Here is a 17414-nt window from a genome sequence, read left to right as displayed (position 1 = left end):
CTGCTGAGGCTGTGACCGGCAGGGTCACCCTTCCTCTTCCGCCAGGACGCGCTGGGCGGCGGCGAACGCCGAGTTCGCCGCCGGAACCCCGCAGTACACGGCCGCCTGCAGCAGTACGGCGCCGATCTCCTCCGGCGTCAGCCCGTTGCGCCGCGCCGCCCGCACATGCATGGCCAGCTCGTCGTAGTGGCCGTGCGCGACCAGCGCCGTCAGCGTGATCATGCTGCGTTCGCGGCGGCTGAGCGTCAGGTCGGTCCAGATCTCGCCCCAGGCGTAGCGCGAGATGAAGTCCTGGAACCGCGCGGTGAAGGCGGTCTGCCGCGCCTGCGCCCGGTCCACGTGCGCGTCGCCGAGCACCTCGCGCCGTACCTCCATGCCGCGCTTGGCACCACCGGCCGCTTTGTCGAAGTGTGCCCGCATCGCCGTCAGCACGGCCTCCGGGCACTGCGCGGGCGCCAGATGCGAGGCCCCCGGGATCTCGACGAGCGCGGCACCGGGCACGGCGTCCGCGATCTCCCGCAGATGCGCGGGTGGGGTGGCGGGATCGTCACGCCCGGCGATCAGCAGGGTCGGCGCGGAGATCTCCGGCAGCCGCTCCCGCAGATCGAACGCGGCCAGCGCGTCACAGCAGGCGGCATACGCGCCCGGGTCGGCGTCCCGATGGTCCTGGACGAGCCCCGGCACGGTGAACCCGGGCGTGAACCAGCGGGCGTCGGCACCCTCCGCCAGCGAGGCCAGCCCCTCACGCCGTACCAGCGCGGCCCGCTCCTCCCACATCTTCGAGCCGTTGAAGTGGGCCGACGAACAGATCACGGCCAGCGACGAGACCCGCTCCGGATGGTGCACGGCGAGATACAGCCCCACCGCACCCCCGAGTGAAACCCCGGCGTACGCGAACCGCTCGATGCCGAGGGAGTCGGCGAGCGCGAGGACGAGACCGGCGAGGTCACCGACGGTCGCGCCGGGTCCGATGAGGTCCGGTGCCGAGCCTCCGTGTCCGGGCAGGTCCCAGCGCACGACGCGATGACCGATGGACAGCTCGGGCGCCACCTGGTCCCACAGGGCGTACGACGTCCCCAGCGAGGGCCCGAGCAGCAGCGGGGGAGCGGTAGTGGGCCCCTCGGTGCGGTGGTTGAGGAGTTTCTCGGTCAACGTCGCTCCAGAGCACGGTCGGTGAGGTCACCGGCGGAACCGGTGTAACGGGCGGGATCGGCGAGCTCGCCGAGGTCGACGTCCTTCAACTCAGGCTCGACGGCGAGGAGTTCGGCGAGCGACCGGCCCTCGGCGTATGTCCGCCGGGCGAGCTCGGTGAGCAGCGCCTTGGCTCGGGCGCGGCCGAGCACGGGAGACAGCTCGGCGGACAGCCGCTCGGAGACGATCAACCCGTGGGTGAGGCCGAGGTGTTCCCGCATGACGACGGGAAAGACCCGTAGCCCTTCGGTGAGTTCGGCGGCGTCGCGCGTGGCTCCGCCGACCAGCCGCAGCAACTCCCGCAACGGCTCCCACTCGGCATGCCAGGCCCCGGCCGGCCGCTCGTCCTCCGCGACCAGCGACCCGTACAGCGTCGCCGCGAGCTGCGGCGCACGCCGGGCGGCGGCCACGATCAGCGTGGACCGCACGGGATTCGCCTTGTGCGGCATCGCCGAGGACCCGCCACCACTGCTCTCCGCGACCTCGGCGATCTCGGTCCGGGCGAGGGTGAGGACGTCCACGGCTGCCTTGCCCAGCGCCCCGGCCGCGAAGGCCAGGCACCCGGCGAGATCGGCGACCGGCGTACGCAGCGTGTGCCAGGGGAGATCCGGCGCCCGCAGGCCGAGCTCACGGGCGTAGGCCGCCGTCAGAGCGGACGGGTCCTGAGTGCCGTACGCCGAGAAGGCCGCCAACGTCCCGGCGGCGCCCCCGAGTTGGGCGGGCAGCGAGTCCCGTACGGCCGTCACCCGGTCCCGCGCGTCGAGCACCAGTGACCGCCACCCGGCCGCCTTCAGCCCGAAGGTTGTGGGTACGGCGTGCTGGGTGAGCGTCCGTCCCGGCATCGCGGTGTCCCGGTGCCCGGCGGCCAGCCGGGCCAGCGCCCGCTCGGTGCGGGAGAGGTCGGCGAGCACCACGGCCAGCGTGCGCGACGCGACCAGCATCGTCGCCGTGTCCATGATGTCCTGGCTGGTCGCACCCCGGTGTACGTACGGGCCGTAGCCGTCGCCGACCGCCTTCGTCAGATCCGCGACCAGCGGGATGACCGGGTTCCCGCCGCCGCGCGCCCGCTCCGCGAGCGACCGTACGTCGAAGCGCCCGGGGTCGGCCGCCTCGGTCACCGCCGTGGCGGCCGCGGCCGGGGCGAGGCCCAGTGCGGCCTGGGCGCGGGTCAGGGCGGCCTCCGCGTCGAGGAGCGCCCGCAGGTACGCGGTGTCGCTCGTCTCGGACGCGGCGGCGGAACCGGCCCACCCGGGGGCGAGCAGACCGGGTCCGGCATCGGCGTCGGGAGATGTCACATGAACTCCAGGAAGACCGTCTCGCCTTCGCCCTGAAGGCGGATGTCGAAACGGTATGCGGCATTCCCCTGGTCCACGGCGATCAGCGTGTCGCGTCGCTCCGCCGCCACCTGGGAGAGCAGCGGGTCGGCGGCGAGTGCCGCCGCGTCGTCCGGCAGATAGATCCGGGTGAACAGGTGCGCGAGCAGCCCGCGCGCGAACACGCACACGCTGATGTACGGAGCGCTCCGCCCCCGCGCCCCGGGCCGCAGCGTACGCGCGGACCAGTGGCCACTGGCGTCGGTCTGGATACGGCCCCAGCCGGTGAACTCGACGCCGTTGCGGCCCAGGAAGCCGCCGCTCGCCGGGTCGCGCCGCATCGAGCCGTCGACCTGCGGCAGGTTGCCGTCCGGGTCCGCACCCCACAGCTCCACGAACGCGTCCGGCAGCGGGTTGCCCTCGCCGTCGTACACATGCCCCTGCAGGGTGATCGTGTCCGGGTGGCCGACCGGGGCGATGTCGTCGCCGCCGGGGAACGGCAGGGCGTGGCCGTAGAAGGGGCCGACCGTGTGCGACGGGGTGGGGAGCACGGTCTCCGGACGGCTCGTGTCGATCTTCGTCATGGCAGGTCAGCGTCCTTCTTCGATCCAGGTGGCGTTCGGCCCGTCGAGCACGATGTCCCAGTGGTAGCCCATCGAGAACTCGGGCACGGACAGACTGTGGTCGTACGTCGCGACCAGCCGCTGCCGGGCCGCGTCGTCCGTCACCGACTGGATGATCGGGTCGTACGGGAACAGCGGGTCGCTCGGGAAGTACATCTGCGTCACGAGCCGCTGCGTGAACGCCGTACCGAACAGCGAGAAGTGGATGTGGGCCGGCCGCCAGGCGTTGACGTGCTGGCGCCACGGGTACGGGCCCGGCTGGATGGTGGTGAAGCTGTAGAAGCCGTCGCTGTCGCTGAGTGTGCGGCCGACGCCGGTGAAGTTCGGGTCGAGCGGGGCGTCGTGCTGCTCGCGCTGGTGGGCGTAGCGGCCGGCCGAGTTGGCCTGCCAGATCTCGACCAGCTGCCCGCGGATCGGACGCCCGTCGCGGTCCAGCAGCCGCCCGGAGACGGTGATGCGCTCGCCGATCGGCTCACCGGTGTGCTGCCGGGTCAGATCGTTGTCGATCTCGGTGATGTCCCGCTCCCCGAACGCGGGCGAGGCCAGCTCCACCAGCTCCGGGTCCTTGGTGACGTCGATACTGATCGGCGGCTGCTTGGGGTGGCGGAGAACGGAGGAGCGGTACGGGGCGTAGTCGCGGCGCGGCTGATGCTCCACGGGCGCCCCATCGGCGACGCGCTTCTCGTAGGCGGCGTGCTCGGCCGCGATCTCCTGGTCGATGTCGTGCTGCGTGAGAGTCATAGGGGTTCCTGAGGGCTCTGACGGTCTCGTCGGGGTCGTAAGGGGCGCGGGGCTCTTGTCGATGTGCGGCTCCGCCGCGTGGGCGCGACCAGCCACGGGCGGCCCGCGGTTTCCGAAGGGCTAGCGTTCAAGCACGAGGGCGAGGCCCTGTCCTACGCCGATGCAGAGGCTGGCGACGCCAACCCCGCTGCCCCGGCGGGCGAGCTGGTGGGCGACCGTACAGGCGAGGCGGGCGCCGGACGCGCCGAGCGGATGGCCGAGTGCGATCGCACCGCCCTGCGGATTGAGGACCGCCGGGTCGAACTCGGGCCACTCGGCGACACAGCCGAGCACCTGCGCGGCGAACGCCTCGTTCAGCTCCAGCACTGACAGATCGTCAAACCCCTTGCCCGCCTTGGCGAGAGCACGGTTGACGGCCTCCACCGGGGCCAGCCCGAAGTAGTGCGGGTCGAGCGCGGAGACGCCGGTCGCGGAGACCCGGGCGAGGGGCTCGCGGCCGGTGGCCTTGAGGCCCTCCTCATCGGTGAGGAGGAGAGCGGCGGCACCGTCGTTGAGCGGTGAGGCGTTGCCCGCGGTGACGGACCCGTTCTCCGTGCGGAAAGACGGCCTGAGCTTGGCCATCGCCGCCAGGGAGGCGTCGGCACGGACGCACTCGTCGGCGGCGAAGAGCACCGGGTCGCTCTTGCGCTGGGGCACCGGCACGGGGGCGAGTTCCCCGGCGAAGAGGTCCTCGCACTGCGCCTTGGCGGCCTTCTGGTGGCTGTGCAGGGCGAACTCGTCCTGCTGCTCGCGGGTGATCTTGTGCTTGTCGGCGATGAGTTCGGCCGACTCACCGAGCGGGACCGTCCACTGCGGGTCCATCCTCGGGTTGACCATGCGCCAGCCGAGGGTGGTGGAGTACAGCTCCGCGTGCCCGGCCGGGAACGGCTTGTCGTTCTTCGGCAGTACATACGGCGCCCGCGTCATCGACTCCACCCCGCCCGCTACGGCGATGGAGGCGTCGCCGACCGCGATGGCGCGGGCGGCCTGGATGACCGCTTCGAGGCCGGAGGCGCACAGCCGGTTGACGGTCACGCCCGGCACGGACGTGGGCAGCCCGGCGAGGAGGGCGGCCATGCGGGCGACGTTGCGGTTCTCCTCGCCGGCGCCGTTGGCGTTGCCGAGGTAGACGTCCTCGATGCGCGCCGGGTCCAACCGCGGGGTGCGGGCGAGGAGTTCACGCAGGGCGTGCGCGGCGAGGTCGTCGGGCCGGACGGAGCCGAGCCCGCCGTTGTAGCGGCCGAACGGGGTGCGTACCGCGTCGACGATGTAGACGTCCTTCATGCCTGGGTCTCCTCCGGGATGCGGACCTTGGCGGCGGTCTTGGCGACGATCTCCTCGACGGTGACGCCGGGCGCGGTCTCCACCAGCACCAGGCCCTCGTCGGTGACGTCGAGGACGCCGAGGTCGGTGATGATCCGGTTCACACACGCCTTGCCGGTAAGGGGCAGCGCGCAGTCCTCGAGGATCTTCGGCGAGCCGTCCTTGGCGGTGTGGGTCATGACGACGATGACCGTGCGGGCGCCGTGGACCAGGTCCATCGCCCCGCCGATGCCGGTGATCATCTTGCCGGGGATGGCCCAGTTGGCCAGGTCGCCCTTGGCGGAGACCTGCATGGCACCGAGCACGGCGACGTCGATGTGTCCGCCGCGGATCATCGAGAAGGACAGCGCCGAGTCGAAGAAGGAGGCGCCGGGCAGGACGGTGACGGTCTCCTTGCCCGCGTTGATCAGGTCGGGGTCGACCTGGTCCGCGGTGGGGTAGGGGCCGGTGCCGAGGATGCCGTTCTCCGATTCGAGGATCACCTCGACGTCGGCGGGGAGGTAGTTGGGGATCAGCGTCGGCAGGCCGATGCCGAGGTTGACGTACTGCCCGTCCTGGAGTTCCCGCGCCGCCCGCGCGGCCATCTCCTCACGCGTCCATGCCATCAGCTGCTCACCGTCCGCCGTTCGATGCCCTTGTCGGCGGCCTGCTCGGGCGTGAGCGCCACCACCCGCTGTACGAAGATCCCGGGCAGATGCACGGCGTCCGGGTCGATCTCGCCCGGCTCGACGAGTTCCTCGACCTCGGCGATCGTCACCCGCCCGGCCATCGCGGCGAGCGGGTTGAAGTTGCGGGTGGACTTGTTGAAGACCAGGTTCCCGTGCCGGTCGCCCTTGGCGGCCCGGACGAGCGCGAAGTCGGTGCGGATCCCGTGCTCCAGGACGTACTCGACCCCGTCGAACTCCCGTACCTCCTTCGGCGGCGACGCGAGCGTGACCCCGCCCGAGCCGTCGTAGCGCCACGGTAGCCCGCCCTCGGCGACCTGGGTGCCGACCCCGGCGGGCGTGTAGAAGGCGGGTATCCCGGCGCCCCCGGCGCGCAGCCGCTCGGCCAGCGTGCCCTGGGGGATCATCTCGACCTCGAGCTCGCCGCCCAGATACTGCCGGGCGAACTCCTTGTTCGCCCCGATGTAGGACCCGGTGACCCGGGCGATGCGACCGGCCGACAGCAGGACCGCCAGGCCGGACTCCATCGCCCCGCAGTTGTTCGACACCACGCCGAGCCCGGACACCCCGCGCTCGTACAGGGCCCGGATCAGTACGTTCGGCACCCCGCTCAATCCGAACCCGCCGACGGCGAGCGTCGCGCCGTCCGGCACATCGGCCACCGCCTCCAGAGCGGTGGCGACCACCTTGTCCATCCGTGAAGCCCCATCCCGTACGAGCGCCCGGTCCAACAGAATAATCAGGGCACTGAGCATTTCGGTGAAGTTTCCTTCACGCTGCCACTCCACGGCGGCAGCGTCAAGACCTCGGGGAATTACAAGGTCACCGCGGTCCACGACCCGCAGACAACTCATTCTGCCACCCGGTATCGTTCAGTGCACGGACGATTGCGACCTCGGGAGCACACATGGCGGCGGTGGACCTCACCACCCACCCCGGGCATCTGGCCCGGCGGCTGCAGCAGGCCCACTACCTGCTGTGGAACACGATGGTCTCGGAGGAGATCACCTCGCCGCAGTTCGCGGTCCTCAACGCACTCGTCGCCGAGCCCGGCCTCGACCAGCGGACCGTGGGGGAGCGGGTCGGCCTCGACCGGTCCACCATCGCGGAGGTGATCAGCCGGCTCGGCCGCCGCGGCCTCCTCGACAAGGTCCGCGACCCGCAGGACGGCCGGCGCTCCCTGCTGCGCCTCACCGACGAGGGGCTGCGCACCCACCGCAAGCTGACCGTGCGCACGGCCAGGATGAACCAGGTCTTCCTGGCCCCCCTCTCCGCCGAGGAGCAGACCCTCTTCTTCGACCTGATCCGACGCGTCGCGGACGCGGCCGAGGGGCTCCGCAACCCGGCGGAACCCCTCGCCACCCAGGGCTGAGCTGAGGTCAGGAGGCCTTCGCGTAGACCACCCACACCTGGCCCTTCGCGAAGTTCACCGGCGTGCCGTCGTTGGTCGTGAACTCCGTGCCGTCCGTGGCCTTCTCGCGCTCCCAGTTCACGTCGTAGGCCCGTCCGTCGCGCAGCACCTTCGCCTTCCCGGAGCCCACCGTCTCGGTGTACGGCGTGTTGTTGCCGAGGAAGTCGTGGTAGGCGGACTTGCGGATCGTCACGTACTGCACGACGACCGTCGCCGCGGCCACCCGCTTCCCGTCGGCCGTCTCCGTGGCTGTGCCGTCCATCGAGACCAGCCAGCGGTCGCGGCTCTCGGACCAGGTGAAGGTGAAGCGGGCGGCCGGGTAGCGCACGGTCCGTGCGGCCTCCGCCTTGCCGCCCGTCGGTGCGGTGCCGTAGCGGAAGCCGGTCGTCAGCGCGTCCGCGCCCGGTGCGGACGGCATCAGCTTGCCGGGGCGGAGGTAGAGGTTGTGCGGGGAGGGCTTGTCGGTGCCGCGGTAGTACGCGCCGGAGGTCTGGTCGGGCGTCTGCACGTTCAGCGGCGCTTTGTTGATCAGTGGCATCAGTTTGCTCTGTGCCCCGGAGAAGGCGAGCGTCGGCTGGTCGAACTGGCGCAGCAGTTCGAGGTCGGACTCGCGCGCGCTGCGCACCGGCCCGACGGCCTTCGGCAGCTTGGTCGCGTACACCGCCATCAGCCGGCTCAGCCCGCCCTCGACCTGCTCCGCGTACACCACGTCCGCGGAGTCCAGGCCCGTGTGAGGCCGGGCCGCGCGCGCGTTGTCGATCTTCACGGCGAGGACGGAGCCACCGCTCGCCGGGCTCTGCGCGGGTTTCGGCTCCTCCTGCTCCCGGCTCGGATCCGCTCCGCGCCCGTCGTCGGAGGGGCCGTTGCCCGTGGTGCAGCCCGCCGCCACGGAGGCCGCCAGCGCGGCGGCCAGGAGTGCCGCTGTCGTCGGCGCGCATCGCGTGCGCGCTCTTCGTGCCATGCCCACCGTTGCCCACCCAGTCTCGTGTCTTCGATTGTGCGCTTATCAGTTCGTTGGTGGCCATACCCGCGTGGTTCTGATTGCGCGCGTTGAGTAGGCCGATCGGCCCATGCCGGTTGGGTGGGAAGTGTCCGGATGGCCCGCTGTTCGGGTCTGTGCGCCCCTCGGGGAACCGTCAGACCCGCGGTCCGAAGATCTCCGCGAGGTTGTACCCGACGGGCTCCTCCAGCTGGGCATAGGTGCAGCTCTCGGGGGTGCGGTCCGGGCGCCAGCGGCGGAGACGGGCCGTGTGCCGGAAGCGCACCCCGTTCTCCATGTGGTCGTACGCCACCTCGGCCACCCGCTCGGGCCTGAGCGGCACCCAGGACAGGTCCTTCTTGCCGGACCAGCGGCTGGGCGCCCCGGGCAGCCGGGCCGTCTCGTGCGCGGCCTCGTCGGCCCAGGCCGCCCAGGGATGCCCCGTGACGTCCTCCATGCGCAGGGACTCCAGCTCCTCGACCAGCTCCGCGCGCCGCTTCATGGGGAACGCGGCGGACACGCCCACATGCTGGAGGGCGCCCCGGTCGTCGTACAGGCCGAGCAGCAGGGAGCCCACGATGGGGCCGCTCTTGTGGAAGCGGTAGCCCGCCACGACGACGTCCGCCGTCCGCTCGTGCTTGACCTTGAACATGGCGCGCTCGTCCTGGAGATAGCGCAGGGTGAGCGGCTTGGCGATGACGCCGTCCAGGCCCGCCCCCTCGTACTGCTCGAACCAGCGCCGCGCCACCTCGATGTCCGTCGTCGCCGGCGCCACGTGCACCGGCGCCGTCACCCCGGACAGCGCCATGACGAGCAGTGCCCGCCGGTCGGTCTGCGGCACGTCCAGCAGTGACTCGTCCGCCAGCGCCAGCAGGTCGAAGGCCACGAACGACGAAGGGGTCCGCTCGGCGAGCGTCCGCACCCGGGAGGCCGCCGGGTGGATGCGCTCGGTGAGCGCGTCGAAGTCCAGCCGGTCGTCCCGCGCGATCACGATCTCGCCGTCCAGCACGCACCGCTGCGGCAACTGCTCCTTCAGCGCCTCGACCAGCTCGGGAAAATACCTGGTCAGCGGCTTGCCTGTCCGGCTGCCGAGCTCGACCTCGGCCCCGTCCCGGAACGCGATCGCCCGGAACCCGTCCCACTTCGCCTCGTACTGCATGCCCGGCGGGATCGTCGCCACCGACTTGGCGAGCATGGGCTTCACGGGCGGCATCACCGGCAGGTCCATGCCTTAGATTCTGCTCGCGTACGCCCATGAATGCCCGGTGTGCGAGGTATGCGCGGTACGCCTACCGTGGCTCGCATGGGCGAAGCGGTGGAACTGGAAGCGGGCGGCCGGACCGTACGGCTGTCCAGCCCCGACAAGATCTTCTTCCCGGAGCGCGGCTTCACCAAGCTGGACCTCGCCCGCTACTACCTCGCCGTCGGTCCCGGCATCCTGCGCGCCCTGCGCGACCGGCCCACCACCCTGGAGCGCTACCCGGACGGCGTGACCGGCGAGTCCTTCTTCCAGAAGCGGGCGCCGAAGAACATGCCCGACTGGATCCCCACCGCCCACATCACCTTCCCCAGCGGCCGCAGCGCCGACGAGATGTGCCCCACCGAGGCGGCGGCCGTCCTGTGGGCCGCCCAGTACGGCACGCTCACCTTCCACCCCTGGCCCGTACGCCGCGCCGACGTCGACCGCCCCGACGAACTCCGTATCGACCTCGACCCGCAGCCCGGCACCGACTTCGCCGACGCCGTCCGCGCCGCCCACGAACTGCGCGCCGTCCTCGACGAGTTCGGCGGCCTGCGCGGCTGGCCGAAGACGTCGGGCGGACGCGGCCTGCATGTGTTCGTGCCGATCGAGCCGCGCTGGACCTTCACCCAGGTCCGGCGGGCGGCCATCGCGGTCGGCCGGGAGGTGGAACGCCGGATGCCGGACCGGGTGACGATCAAGTGGTGGAAGGAGGAAAGGGGTGAACGTATTTTCTTGGATTACAACCAGACCGCCAGAGACCGCACCATCGCCTCCGCCTACTCCGTACGCCCCCGCCCGCACGCCCCCGTCTCCGCACCCCTGCGCTGGGCGGAGGTCGGCGACGCCCACCCCCTCGACTTCGACCTGGCCACCATGCCCGCCCGCTTCGCCGAACTCGGCGACATCCACGCGGACATGGACGACCACGCCTACTCCCTGGACGCCCTGCTGGACCTCGCCCGCCGCGACGAACGCGACCACGGGCTCGGTGACCTGCCGTATCCGCCGGAGTATCCGAAGATGCCGGGCGAGCCGAAACGGGTCCAGCCGAGCAGGGCGAAGCGCGGACCGGCGTGACGGCCGGCCGCGCTCCCGGTGCCTGCCTCCTACAGTTCCTTGATCCTGATGTCCCGGTACGAGACCACGTCCGTCGTGCCGTGCACCTGGAGCCCGAGGTAGCCGGAGGCGAACCGCCGCCCGTCCGTGCCCGGGTCGTCCGAGCGGGGCGGGGCGAAGTCCTGGCCGCCGAGGTTGTCGAACTCGTTGATGAGCACGCCGTTGCGGTAGACCGAGTAGTGCTGGTCGACCACCCGGATCTCGTAGTCGTTCCAGGTGCCCTTCTGGGTGACGCCGGCACCGGCCAGCCCCACCCGGTCGAAGCCGTAGACCGAGCCCGTCTTGTACATGTCGCCGTCGGGCCGGTCGAGCACCTGCACCTCGTGCCCGTACTTGATGGCGACCCACTCCGGCCGTGACTCCTCGGGATGGTCGTGGGCCCACGGGAACCGCACGAACACACCGGAGTTGGCGTTCCCGGTGCCAGGGGCGTCGTCGCGCCACTGGAGCCGGAGCGAGAAGTCACCGTACTTGCGCTGCGGGAACCACAGCATGCCCAGCCCGGCCTTCGTGGTGCCGCTGGTGATCGACCCGTCGGCGTTCAGCCCGAACGAACCGCCGCCCACGTGCTGCCACTTGGCGAAGGACTCCGCACTGCCGTCGAGGATCTTGCGGTAGCCCTCCGTCTGGCCGGGCCTGCCGATCCCCGACTCCCGGGCGGCCTCGTCGACGGCGTCGTACTCGCGCGCGTCGAGGACGCCTTCCCTGAACAGCCCGTCCAGGACGGTCTTCACATGCTTGAGGAACAGCGCGTGGGACGTCCACTCCTTCTCGTCCTCGATCAACTCGTTGATCCGGCAGCGGTTGTTCGTCACCCGGTTGGGCACCCCCGAGTCGACCGTGCCGACGATCACCGTCAACCGCTCGTCGAACTCGGGGCAGTTGGGCGCGGGCACCCCGCCGCCGGCGACCACCGTGAAGGTCACGGTCCGTGCCGCGGACGTGTTGCCCGCCTTGTCGCTCGCGCGGTACGCCACGGTGTGCGTGCCGGCGCGGTCGACGATCACCGGTGTGCTGTATGCGAGATACGGTCCGCCGTCGAGCGAGTACTCCACGCCCGCGACCCCCGAACCGCCCTCGTCCGCCGCGCTCACGGTCACCTTGGCGTTGCCGACGTACGCCCCGTCGGAGTTCTTCGAACCCTCGACGGTCACGCCCGTCACCGGCGGCGTGGTGTCCTGCGGGGGCGCGGAGACGACCGTGAACTGGACGCTCTTCTCGGCGGAGACGTTGCCCACCTTGTCGACGGCGCGGTAGCGGACGGTGTGGGTGCCTACCGTATGCACCATGACGGGTGCGGTATACGGTAGCCAGTCGCCCGCGGTGCCGACCGCATACTGGATCCGGTCGACTCCAGACCCGATATCGGATGCGGTCACCGTGACCGTGGCCATGTCGATGTACGCCCCGTCGGCGTTCTGCGCGCCGCTCACCGTCGCCGAGGTCTCCGGCGGTGTGGTGTCGTCCGACTGCGGGGCGACGACCGTGAACTCGACGCTCTTCTCGGCGGAGACGTTGCCGGCCCTGTCGAAGGCCCGGTACCGGATCTTGTGGGTGCCGATCTGGTCGACGACGATGGGTGCGGTATACGGTAGCCAGTCGCCTGCATCGCCGACCGCGTACTGTATGCGGTCGACCCCCGACCCACCCTCGTCATCCGTCGCCCCGATCGCCACAGTCGCCGAACCGACGTACGCACCCTCCGTGTTCTGCGTCCCGGTCACCTGAGCCGACGTCTCGGGCGCCGTCGTGTCCTCGCCGCCGCCCTCCGTCACCACGACGATGCCCTGCATCTGACCGTGACCGGGGATCGTGCAGTGGTAGAAGTAGCGGCCCGGCGTGAGGGTGACCTCGGCGGTGTGGCGGCCGCCCTGGTCGTCGTTCGGGGTGGCGAGGATGTTCAGCTCGACGTCGTTGTTGAACTCGGGGTCCGACGTCACGAACGTCAACGTGTGCGGCATCCCGGTGGTGTTGCCGGTCGCCGCGCTGTTCTCGAAGACGATCGTCGCCGTACCCGCCACCGCCGTCGTGGGCGCCGACGTATACGCGTTGATGTCGTCGCCGGCGGTCCACGTCAGCTCCTGGGCCGCGGTCGGCTGCTCGGCCTGCGCGAGGGACATCGTCTGGAGACCGACCATCATCAGGAACGCGGCCAACAGGGCCGTCCAGATTCTTCGTTGCCGCGTCACCCGTTCCCCCTCGCCAGCTGACCGGCGGCCGGTGTCGGCCCGCCGCCCGCGTAAGTCACCCGCCACAGTGCCGACTTGGCGTCCGACGTGAAGAAGCCGCGCCCGTAGTCGAGGACGTACAGCGCACCGTCCGGGCCGAACTTCCAGTCCATGAGGTTCCTGATGCCGTCGTTGCCGACCGGCACGATCTTCTTCAGCGACTCCGAGTGGACCGGCAGCCCGCCGGCGCCGTGCGTCTTCGGGTCGGTGAGGACCGCGTTGCGCGGCTGGTCGGCGTCGTAGAAGTCGCCGACGAACCACTTGCCGTCCCAGTAGGCGGGCCACTTGGCCGCGCTCGTGCTCGCCGCGTCGTACCGGTAGACCGGCCCGTTCATCGCGGCCTGTCCGCCGCCCTTGAGCCACGGCAGCAGATAGGTGGCCTCCTCCTGCTTGTACGAGGGGATGCCGTTCGTATCGCGCGGGAAGTCGGGGGCGCCGCCCTGCGGCGAGTACCAGATGTTGTTCCCCGTCACCGACGGGAGGTTGACCAGGCCGTCGTTGTTCGGCGACTCGTTCTTCGGGTGGTCGCAGTCGTACCAGCCCAGCGGCTGCGCCGGATCCGGCAGGTTGCGGTCCCGGTAGGGCTGCTTGTTGCCCATGCAGTACGGCCAGCCCCGGTTGCCCGCCTCGGTGATCACGGCGAACGTGTCGTACTTCGCCGGACCCCAGGTCGTCGACGGGGCGCTCGCGTCGGGGCCGACCCAGCCCGCGTACAGGATGTCGGTCTTCTGGTCGACGAAGATGCGTGCCGGGTTCCGCACGCCCATCACATAGATCTCGCCGCGTGTCCTGCCGCCGCCCTCGTCGGTCTCCCGGCCGGTGAAGAGGTTGCCGTCCGGGAGGGTGTAGGTCCCGTCGGGCTCCGGGTGGATGCGCAGGATCTTGCCGTTGAGGTTGTTGGTGTTGCCGGCGGTCCGGCGCGCGTCGGCGAAGGAGACACCCTGGTAGTTGGGCTGGGGGTTGTTGCCGGAGTAACCGCCGCTGAAGCCACTGGAGTTGTTGTCGCCGGTCGCGATGTACAGGTTGCCCTTGGAGTCCCAGGTCATCCCGCCGCCCGCATGGCAGCAACTGTGGATCTGCACCGGCCACTTGAGCAGTGCCTTCTCACTGCCCAGGTCGAGCTTGTCGGTGGCGAGGTCGAGCGTGAAGCGGGATACGCGCCGCTCGGCCATCCTCGTCTCGCGGTTGATCTGCGAGTGGGGTGTGTAGTGCAGGTACACCCAGCCGTTCTGCGCGAAGCGCGGGTCGAGCTCGATCCCGAGGAGGCCCTCCTCGACCTTGACCAGCTCGTCGCCGCCGCCCTTGTTGCCGAAGACGGTCAACTCGCCTGCCAGTGTGACCTTCTTGGTCGCCGGGTCGTAGACGTGGACCTGTCCCTTGCCCTTGCCGATGTCGGGGTTCTTCCAGTCGGTGACCACGGGCTGGGAGGAGTCGGCGCCGCCCCGGCCGATGTAGAGGACGCGTCCGTCGGGCGCGGTGACCAGGCCGTGCGGTTCGCCGATCTGGTCGTTCTGGCCGGGCTGGTTGGGCTGGGTGAGCCGCTCCGCCTTGTAGTTGCCGTTGATGGTCGCCTTGCAGTCCGCCTGCGCCAGCCGGGTGGTCCACAGCAGGGCGCCGCGCAGATGCGCACGGAAGTCGGTCTCGTCGTACGACGACACCGTGCCGCCCATGCCGGTGTAGAAGGAGCGTCCGCCGTCGTAGTCCCGGCACCAACTCACCGGGTGGTCCCAGCCGTTGGCACTCGCACCCGGCCGATACGTCGACTCGCGCACCCGGGCCACGGTGTGCACGGCACCGGACGGGTTCTGCGTCCAGTTGAACCACTGGTCGGGCCGCTTCCACTGCACCGGCAGATCCTGGGTGGCTGGATGCCGCCGGTCACCGACCTCAACCACCGCCCGCTGTACGGCCGTTGGGCTGGACGTGGCCGGGCGGGCGCCGACCAGGCCGGTGAACCAGTCCGAGTACGGCTCGGCGCGGGCCGCGTCATGGATGCCGACGAAGCCGCCGCCCGCCTCCATGTAGGTCTCCAGGCCCGCCTCCTGCTCAGGGTCGAGGACGTCGCCGCCGCCGGTCGGGAAGACGATGGCGTTGTAGCGGCTCAGCCCCGTCTCGTCGGTGAAGACCCGGGCGTCGTCCGTGGCGTCGACCGCGAAACGCTGGTCGGCCGTGCCCGACAGGCCGATCTTCTCGATCGCCTCGATCGCGGCGTTGACGACGGGCGACTCCTCTCCCGCGGCGGATCCGTAGAAGATCAGCACCCGTACGTCCGCGCCGCCCGGCGGCGACTTGACGGACATCGTTGTCAAGGGCGGATCCGGTCGTGCGCTCGCGGTGGGGCCCGACATCAGCCCGGCGACGACTCCGGCGGCGGTCAGGGTGGCCGCCCAGGCCCGTCTTCTCGTGCGCAAGCCTCGTAAGTGCATGGGCACCTCCTCGGTCACAGCAACAGCGCCAAGGAAGCTAGACCTCTTTGCGCACCACGCCAATATGTATGACCGCAATGAATCGAACTTTGTCCTGAGTGTGGATAAACGGGGGAGTGCCCGCTACCGTCTGACAGGTTCATCGCAGGCTCGTCGCCTCAAGTCCCGGACCATGATGGGGAGTTCGGCATGGACAGACGCGGGTTCAACCGGCGAATGCTGCTGGGTGGTGCGGCCGTCGTGGGAGGCGGGGCCGCCGTAGCGACACAGTTGTCCCTGGCGCCCCAGGCCGCGAGCGCCGCCGAACCGGCGCCGGCCGCTCCGCCCGGCGGTGAGGTCAGGCGCATCAAGCTGTACGCCGAGAAGCTCGCCGACGGGCAGATGGGCTACGGCTTCGAGAAGGGGAAGGCGACGATCCCCGGCCCGCTGATCGAGCTCAACGAGGGCGACACCCTGCACATCGAGTTCGAGAACACGATGGACGTCACCGCGAGCCTGCACGTCCACGGTCTCGACTACGAGACCTCCAGCGACGGCACCAAGCTGAACAGGAGCGACGTCGAACCCGGCGGCACCCGCACCTACACCTGGCGCACCCACGCCCCCGGCCGCCGCAAGGACGGCACCTGGCGGGCGGGCAGCGCGGGCTACTGGCACTACCACGACCACGTCGTCGGCACCGAACACGGCACGGGCGGCATCCGGAAGGGCCTGTACGGGCCGGTCATCGTCCGCCGCGCGGGGGACGTCCTCCCGGACAGGACGTACACGATCGTCTTCAACGACATGCTGATCAACAACCGGCCCGCGTACTCCGGGCCCGACTTCGAGGCCACCGTGGGGGATCGCGTCGAGTTCGTGATGATCACGCACGGCGAGTACTACCACACCTTCCATATGCACGGTCACCGCTGGGCGGACAACCGCACGGGCCTGCTCACCGGCCCCGACGACCCCAGCCAGGTCATCGACAACAAGATCGTGGGCCCGGCCGACTCCTTCGGCTTCCAGGTGATCGCGGGTGAGGGGGTCGGCGCGGGCGCGTGGATGTACCACTGCCACGTCCAGAGCCACTCCGACATGGGGATGGTGGGGCTGTTCCTGGTCAAGAAGACGGATGGGACGATCCCTGGGTACGACCCGCACGGGCACGATCATTGAGGTGATCCGGCGGCTCAGCCCGCGATGTCGAGCACGTTCCATTCCGTGCACGGCTTCTCCTGGACGTACAGCCGAGGGCCGCGGCAGACGACGCGGCAGCTGCCGAGCGTGCCTCCGTCGGGACGGGCGAGGCGGCGTTCGGCCACGGATTCGACGGACGTCTCGGTGAGCCGGCAGTCGTGGACGCGGTCCCGGCCGTTCCGGTACCCGCCGAAGAAGAGCACCCGGTCCCCGTGCACGGCGAGGCCCTTCGCCCCTCTGACCGGCGTGCCGCGCACCCGCGCGGGCCGCCCCTCCCGCGCCTCGATCAGCGGGAACTCCGTGTACGGGTAGGCCCAGGCCGCGCGCCGGTCCACGTTGAGGGCGTAGCAGTCCACCGGGTGGCGCTCCCCGGGCTGCGGGCGGTACTCCCAGACGGGCGCCCCCGTCTGGCTCCAGCACCGCACGCAGGGTGCGCTGAGCGGGTCGCCGAAGACCCCCTCGTCGAAGTACCCCACCCACAGGTTGCCGGACTCGTCGCCCAGCAGATGCTCGATGCCGTCCCCGACCGTGAAGCCCCAGGACGGGCGCCCCAGCGCGTCGAAGACCTGGACCTGATCCGTGCCGGCGCGGGTGCGGCTGTCGGCAACCACGAAGCCGCCGTCGGGCAGGGCGTCCAGCTTGGGGAACCGGGCCTGCACGGAACCGAGATGTGTCTCGTACGGGCGACCGTCCTCGACGGTGACGACCACGGCGTCGTACAGGTCCCTCGGTGCGGTCGGGGCGCGCAGCAGCCAGTGCGCGCGGCCGAACGCATCAACGGTGCTGTGCAGGACGGTCTGCTGCCGGTACGGCCGGGGGAGCCGGGCGTATGGCGCCAGGCGCTCAGCGGCCATGGGCCTTTCTCATCGTCATGCGGCGATCTTCGCGGACCGCGTCCCGCCGCGCAACGCCCTTTTCCGGGGCGGCGAGAGCG

Annotated in this window: 15 protein-coding genes; 3 read left to right on the top strand and 12 right to left on the bottom strand. The window is 70.7% G+C overall.

From position 1 onward, the window contains the following. Positions 1-24: 24 nt before the first annotated feature. The 7 genes from pcaDC to AQJ91_RS20860 form a co-directional block, all read right to left on the bottom strand. On the bottom strand, positions 25-1152 hold the full coding sequence (gene pcaDC, locus AQJ91_RS20890; protein WP_067023736.1) for a bifunctional 3-oxoadipate enol-lactonase/4-carboxymuconolactone decarboxylase PcaDC: 1128 nt from the start codon (positions 1150-1152) through the stop codon (positions 25-27). Then, positions 1149-2486 carry a 3-carboxy-cis,cis-muconate cycloisomerase gene (gene pcaB / locus AQJ91_RS20885; RefSeq protein WP_067023733.1) on the bottom strand — a complete coding sequence of 446 codons (1338 nt, stop codon included), beginning with the start codon at positions 2484-2486 and terminating at the stop codon, positions 1149-1151. Before pcaB ends, pcaDC begins: the two co-directional genes overlap by 4 nt. Continuing rightward, entirely contained in the window at positions 2483-3088 is a 606-nt protein-coding gene (gene pcaG, locus AQJ91_RS20880) for a protocatechuate 3,4-dioxygenase subunit alpha (protein WP_067023730.1), read from the bottom strand. The genes pcaB and pcaG overlap by 4 nt, the downstream gene beginning before the upstream one ends. Positions 3089-3094: 6 nt before the next feature. Continuing rightward, positions 3095-3868: a protocatechuate 3,4-dioxygenase subunit beta gene (pcaH, locus tag AQJ91_RS20875; RefSeq protein ID WP_067023726.1), complete on the bottom strand. Its 774-nt coding sequence runs from the start codon at positions 3866-3868 to the stop codon at positions 3095-3097. A gap of 120 nt (positions 3869-3988) precedes the next feature. Further along, positions 3989-5191, bottom strand: a complete 1203-nt coding sequence (locus tag AQJ91_RS20870) for a thiolase family protein (protein ID WP_067023723.1) — start codon at positions 5189-5191, stop codon at positions 3989-3991. Further along, positions 5188-5835 carry a CoA transferase subunit B gene (locus AQJ91_RS20865; protein WP_067023720.1) on the bottom strand — a complete coding sequence of 216 codons (648 nt, stop codon included), beginning with the start codon at positions 5833-5835 and terminating at the stop codon, positions 5188-5190. The genes AQJ91_RS20870 and AQJ91_RS20865 overlap by 4 nt, the downstream gene beginning before the upstream one ends. Continuing rightward, positions 5835-6590, bottom strand: coding sequence for a CoA transferase subunit A (locus AQJ91_RS20860; protein ID WP_067023717.1), 756 nt, complete (start codon positions 6588-6590; stop codon positions 5835-5837). Before AQJ91_RS20860 ends, AQJ91_RS20865 begins: the two co-directional genes overlap by 1 nt. 212 nt (positions 6591-6802) lie before the next feature. Here AQJ91_RS20860 and AQJ91_RS20855 point away from each other — a divergent pair, with 212 nt between their 5' ends. Continuing rightward, a complete protein-coding gene (locus AQJ91_RS20855) occupies positions 6803-7267 on the top strand; it encodes a MarR family winged helix-turn-helix transcriptional regulator (protein WP_067023715.1) in 465 nt (154 codons plus the stop codon). Positions 7268-7274: 7 nt separating this feature from the next. Here the strand turns inward: AQJ91_RS20855 and AQJ91_RS20850 are convergent, their stop codons facing one another. Further along, entirely contained in the window at positions 7275-8267 is a 993-nt protein-coding gene (locus AQJ91_RS20850) for a DUF3048 domain-containing protein (RefSeq protein ID WP_067023712.1), read from the bottom strand. 175 nt (positions 8268-8442) lie between these two features. Further along, positions 8443-9513, bottom strand: coding sequence for an ATP-dependent DNA ligase (locus tag AQJ91_RS20845; RefSeq protein ID WP_067023709.1), 1071 nt, complete (start codon positions 9511-9513; stop codon positions 8443-8445). Between the two features lie 75 nt (positions 9514-9588). Here AQJ91_RS20845 and ligD point away from each other — a divergent pair, with 75 nt between their 5' ends. Next, positions 9589-10605, top strand: a complete 1017-nt coding sequence (gene ligD, locus AQJ91_RS20840) for a non-homologous end-joining DNA ligase (RefSeq protein WP_067023706.1) — start codon at positions 9589-9591, stop codon at positions 10603-10605. Positions 10606-10634: 29 nt separating this feature from the next. Here the strand turns inward: ligD and AQJ91_RS20835 are convergent, their stop codons facing one another. Beyond that, positions 10635-12785, bottom strand: coding sequence for an OmpL47-type beta-barrel domain-containing protein (locus AQJ91_RS20835; protein WP_199847983.1), 2151 nt, complete (start codon positions 12783-12785; stop codon positions 10635-10637). Positions 12786-12829: 44 nt separating this feature from the next. After that, positions 12830-15298 carry a ThuA domain-containing protein gene (locus tag AQJ91_RS20830; protein WP_079085082.1) on the bottom strand — a complete coding sequence of 823 codons (2469 nt, stop codon included), beginning with the start codon at positions 15296-15298 and terminating at the stop codon, positions 12830-12832. 189 nt (positions 15299-15487) lie between these two features. Here AQJ91_RS20830 and AQJ91_RS20825 point away from each other — a divergent pair, with 189 nt between their 5' ends. After that, complete coding sequence (locus tag AQJ91_RS20825; RefSeq protein ID WP_067023703.1) at positions 15488-16459, top strand: multicopper oxidase domain-containing protein; 972 nt, start codon at positions 15488-15490, stop codon at positions 16457-16459. Positions 16460-16473: 14 nt separating this feature from the next. On the opposite strand, the gene AQJ91_RS20820 is transcribed toward AQJ91_RS20825, so the two are convergent. Next, positions 16474-17334 carry a hypothetical protein gene (locus AQJ91_RS20820; protein ID WP_067023700.1) on the bottom strand — a complete coding sequence of 287 codons (861 nt, stop codon included), beginning with the start codon at positions 17332-17334 and terminating at the stop codon, positions 16474-16476. Positions 17335-17414: the final 80 nt, after the last annotated feature.

The organism is Streptomyces dysideae (assembly GCF_001514305.1).
Classification (GTDB): domain Bacteria; phylum Actinomycetota; class Actinomycetes; order Streptomycetales; family Streptomycetaceae; genus Streptomyces; species Streptomyces dysideae.
The sequence above is the reverse complement of the archived record's forward strand: the minus strand, read 5'-3'. Positions and strand labels throughout refer to the sequence as shown.

Excerpts from the sequence above, each read along its gene's own strand:
- AQJ91_RS20865 (WP_067023720.1), bottom strand. The coding sequence starts at position 5,835 with ATGGCATGGACGCGTGAGGAGATGGCCGCGCGGGCGGCGCGGGAACTC.
- ligD (WP_067023706.1), top strand. The coding sequence starts at position 9,589 with ATGGGCGAAGCGGTGGAACTGGAAGCGGGCGGCCGGACCGTACGGCTG.
- pcaG (WP_067023730.1), bottom strand. The coding sequence starts at position 3,088 with ATGACGAAGATCGACACGAGCCGTCCGGAGACCGTGCTCCCCACCCCG.
- AQJ91_RS20860 (WP_067023717.1), bottom strand. The coding sequence starts at position 6,590 with ATGGACAAGGTGGTCGCCACCGCTCTGGAGGCGGTGGCCGATGTGCCG.
- AQJ91_RS20845 (WP_067023709.1), bottom strand. The coding sequence starts at position 9,513 with ATGGACCTGCCGGTGATGCCGCCCGTGAAGCCCATGCTCGCCAAGTCG.
- AQJ91_RS20870 (WP_067023723.1), bottom strand. The coding sequence starts at position 5,191 with ATGAAGGACGTCTACATCGTCGACGCGGTACGCACCCCGTTCGGCCGC.
- pcaH (WP_067023726.1), bottom strand. The coding sequence starts at position 3,868 with ATGACTCTCACGCAGCACGACATCGACCAGGAGATCGCGGCCGAGCAC.
- AQJ91_RS20835 (WP_199847983.1), bottom strand. The coding sequence starts at position 12,785 with ATGATGGTCGGTCTCCAGACGATGTCCCTCGCGCAGGCCGAGCAGCCG.
- AQJ91_RS20850 (WP_067023712.1), bottom strand. The coding sequence starts at position 8,267 with ATGGCACGAAGAGCGCGCACGCGATGCGCGCCGACGACAGCGGCACTC.
- AQJ91_RS20830 (WP_079085082.1), bottom strand. The coding sequence starts at position 15,298 with ATGCACTTACGAGGCTTGCGCACGAGAAGACGGGCCTGGGCGGCCACC.
- AQJ91_RS20855 (WP_067023715.1), top strand. The coding sequence starts at position 6,803 with ATGGCGGCGGTGGACCTCACCACCCACCCCGGGCATCTGGCCCGGCGG.
- AQJ91_RS20820 (WP_067023700.1), bottom strand. The coding sequence starts at position 17,334 with ATGGCCGCTGAGCGCCTGGCGCCATACGCCCGGCTCCCCCGGCCGTAC.
- AQJ91_RS20825 (WP_067023703.1), top strand. The coding sequence starts at position 15,488 with ATGGACAGACGCGGGTTCAACCGGCGAATGCTGCTGGGTGGTGCGGCC.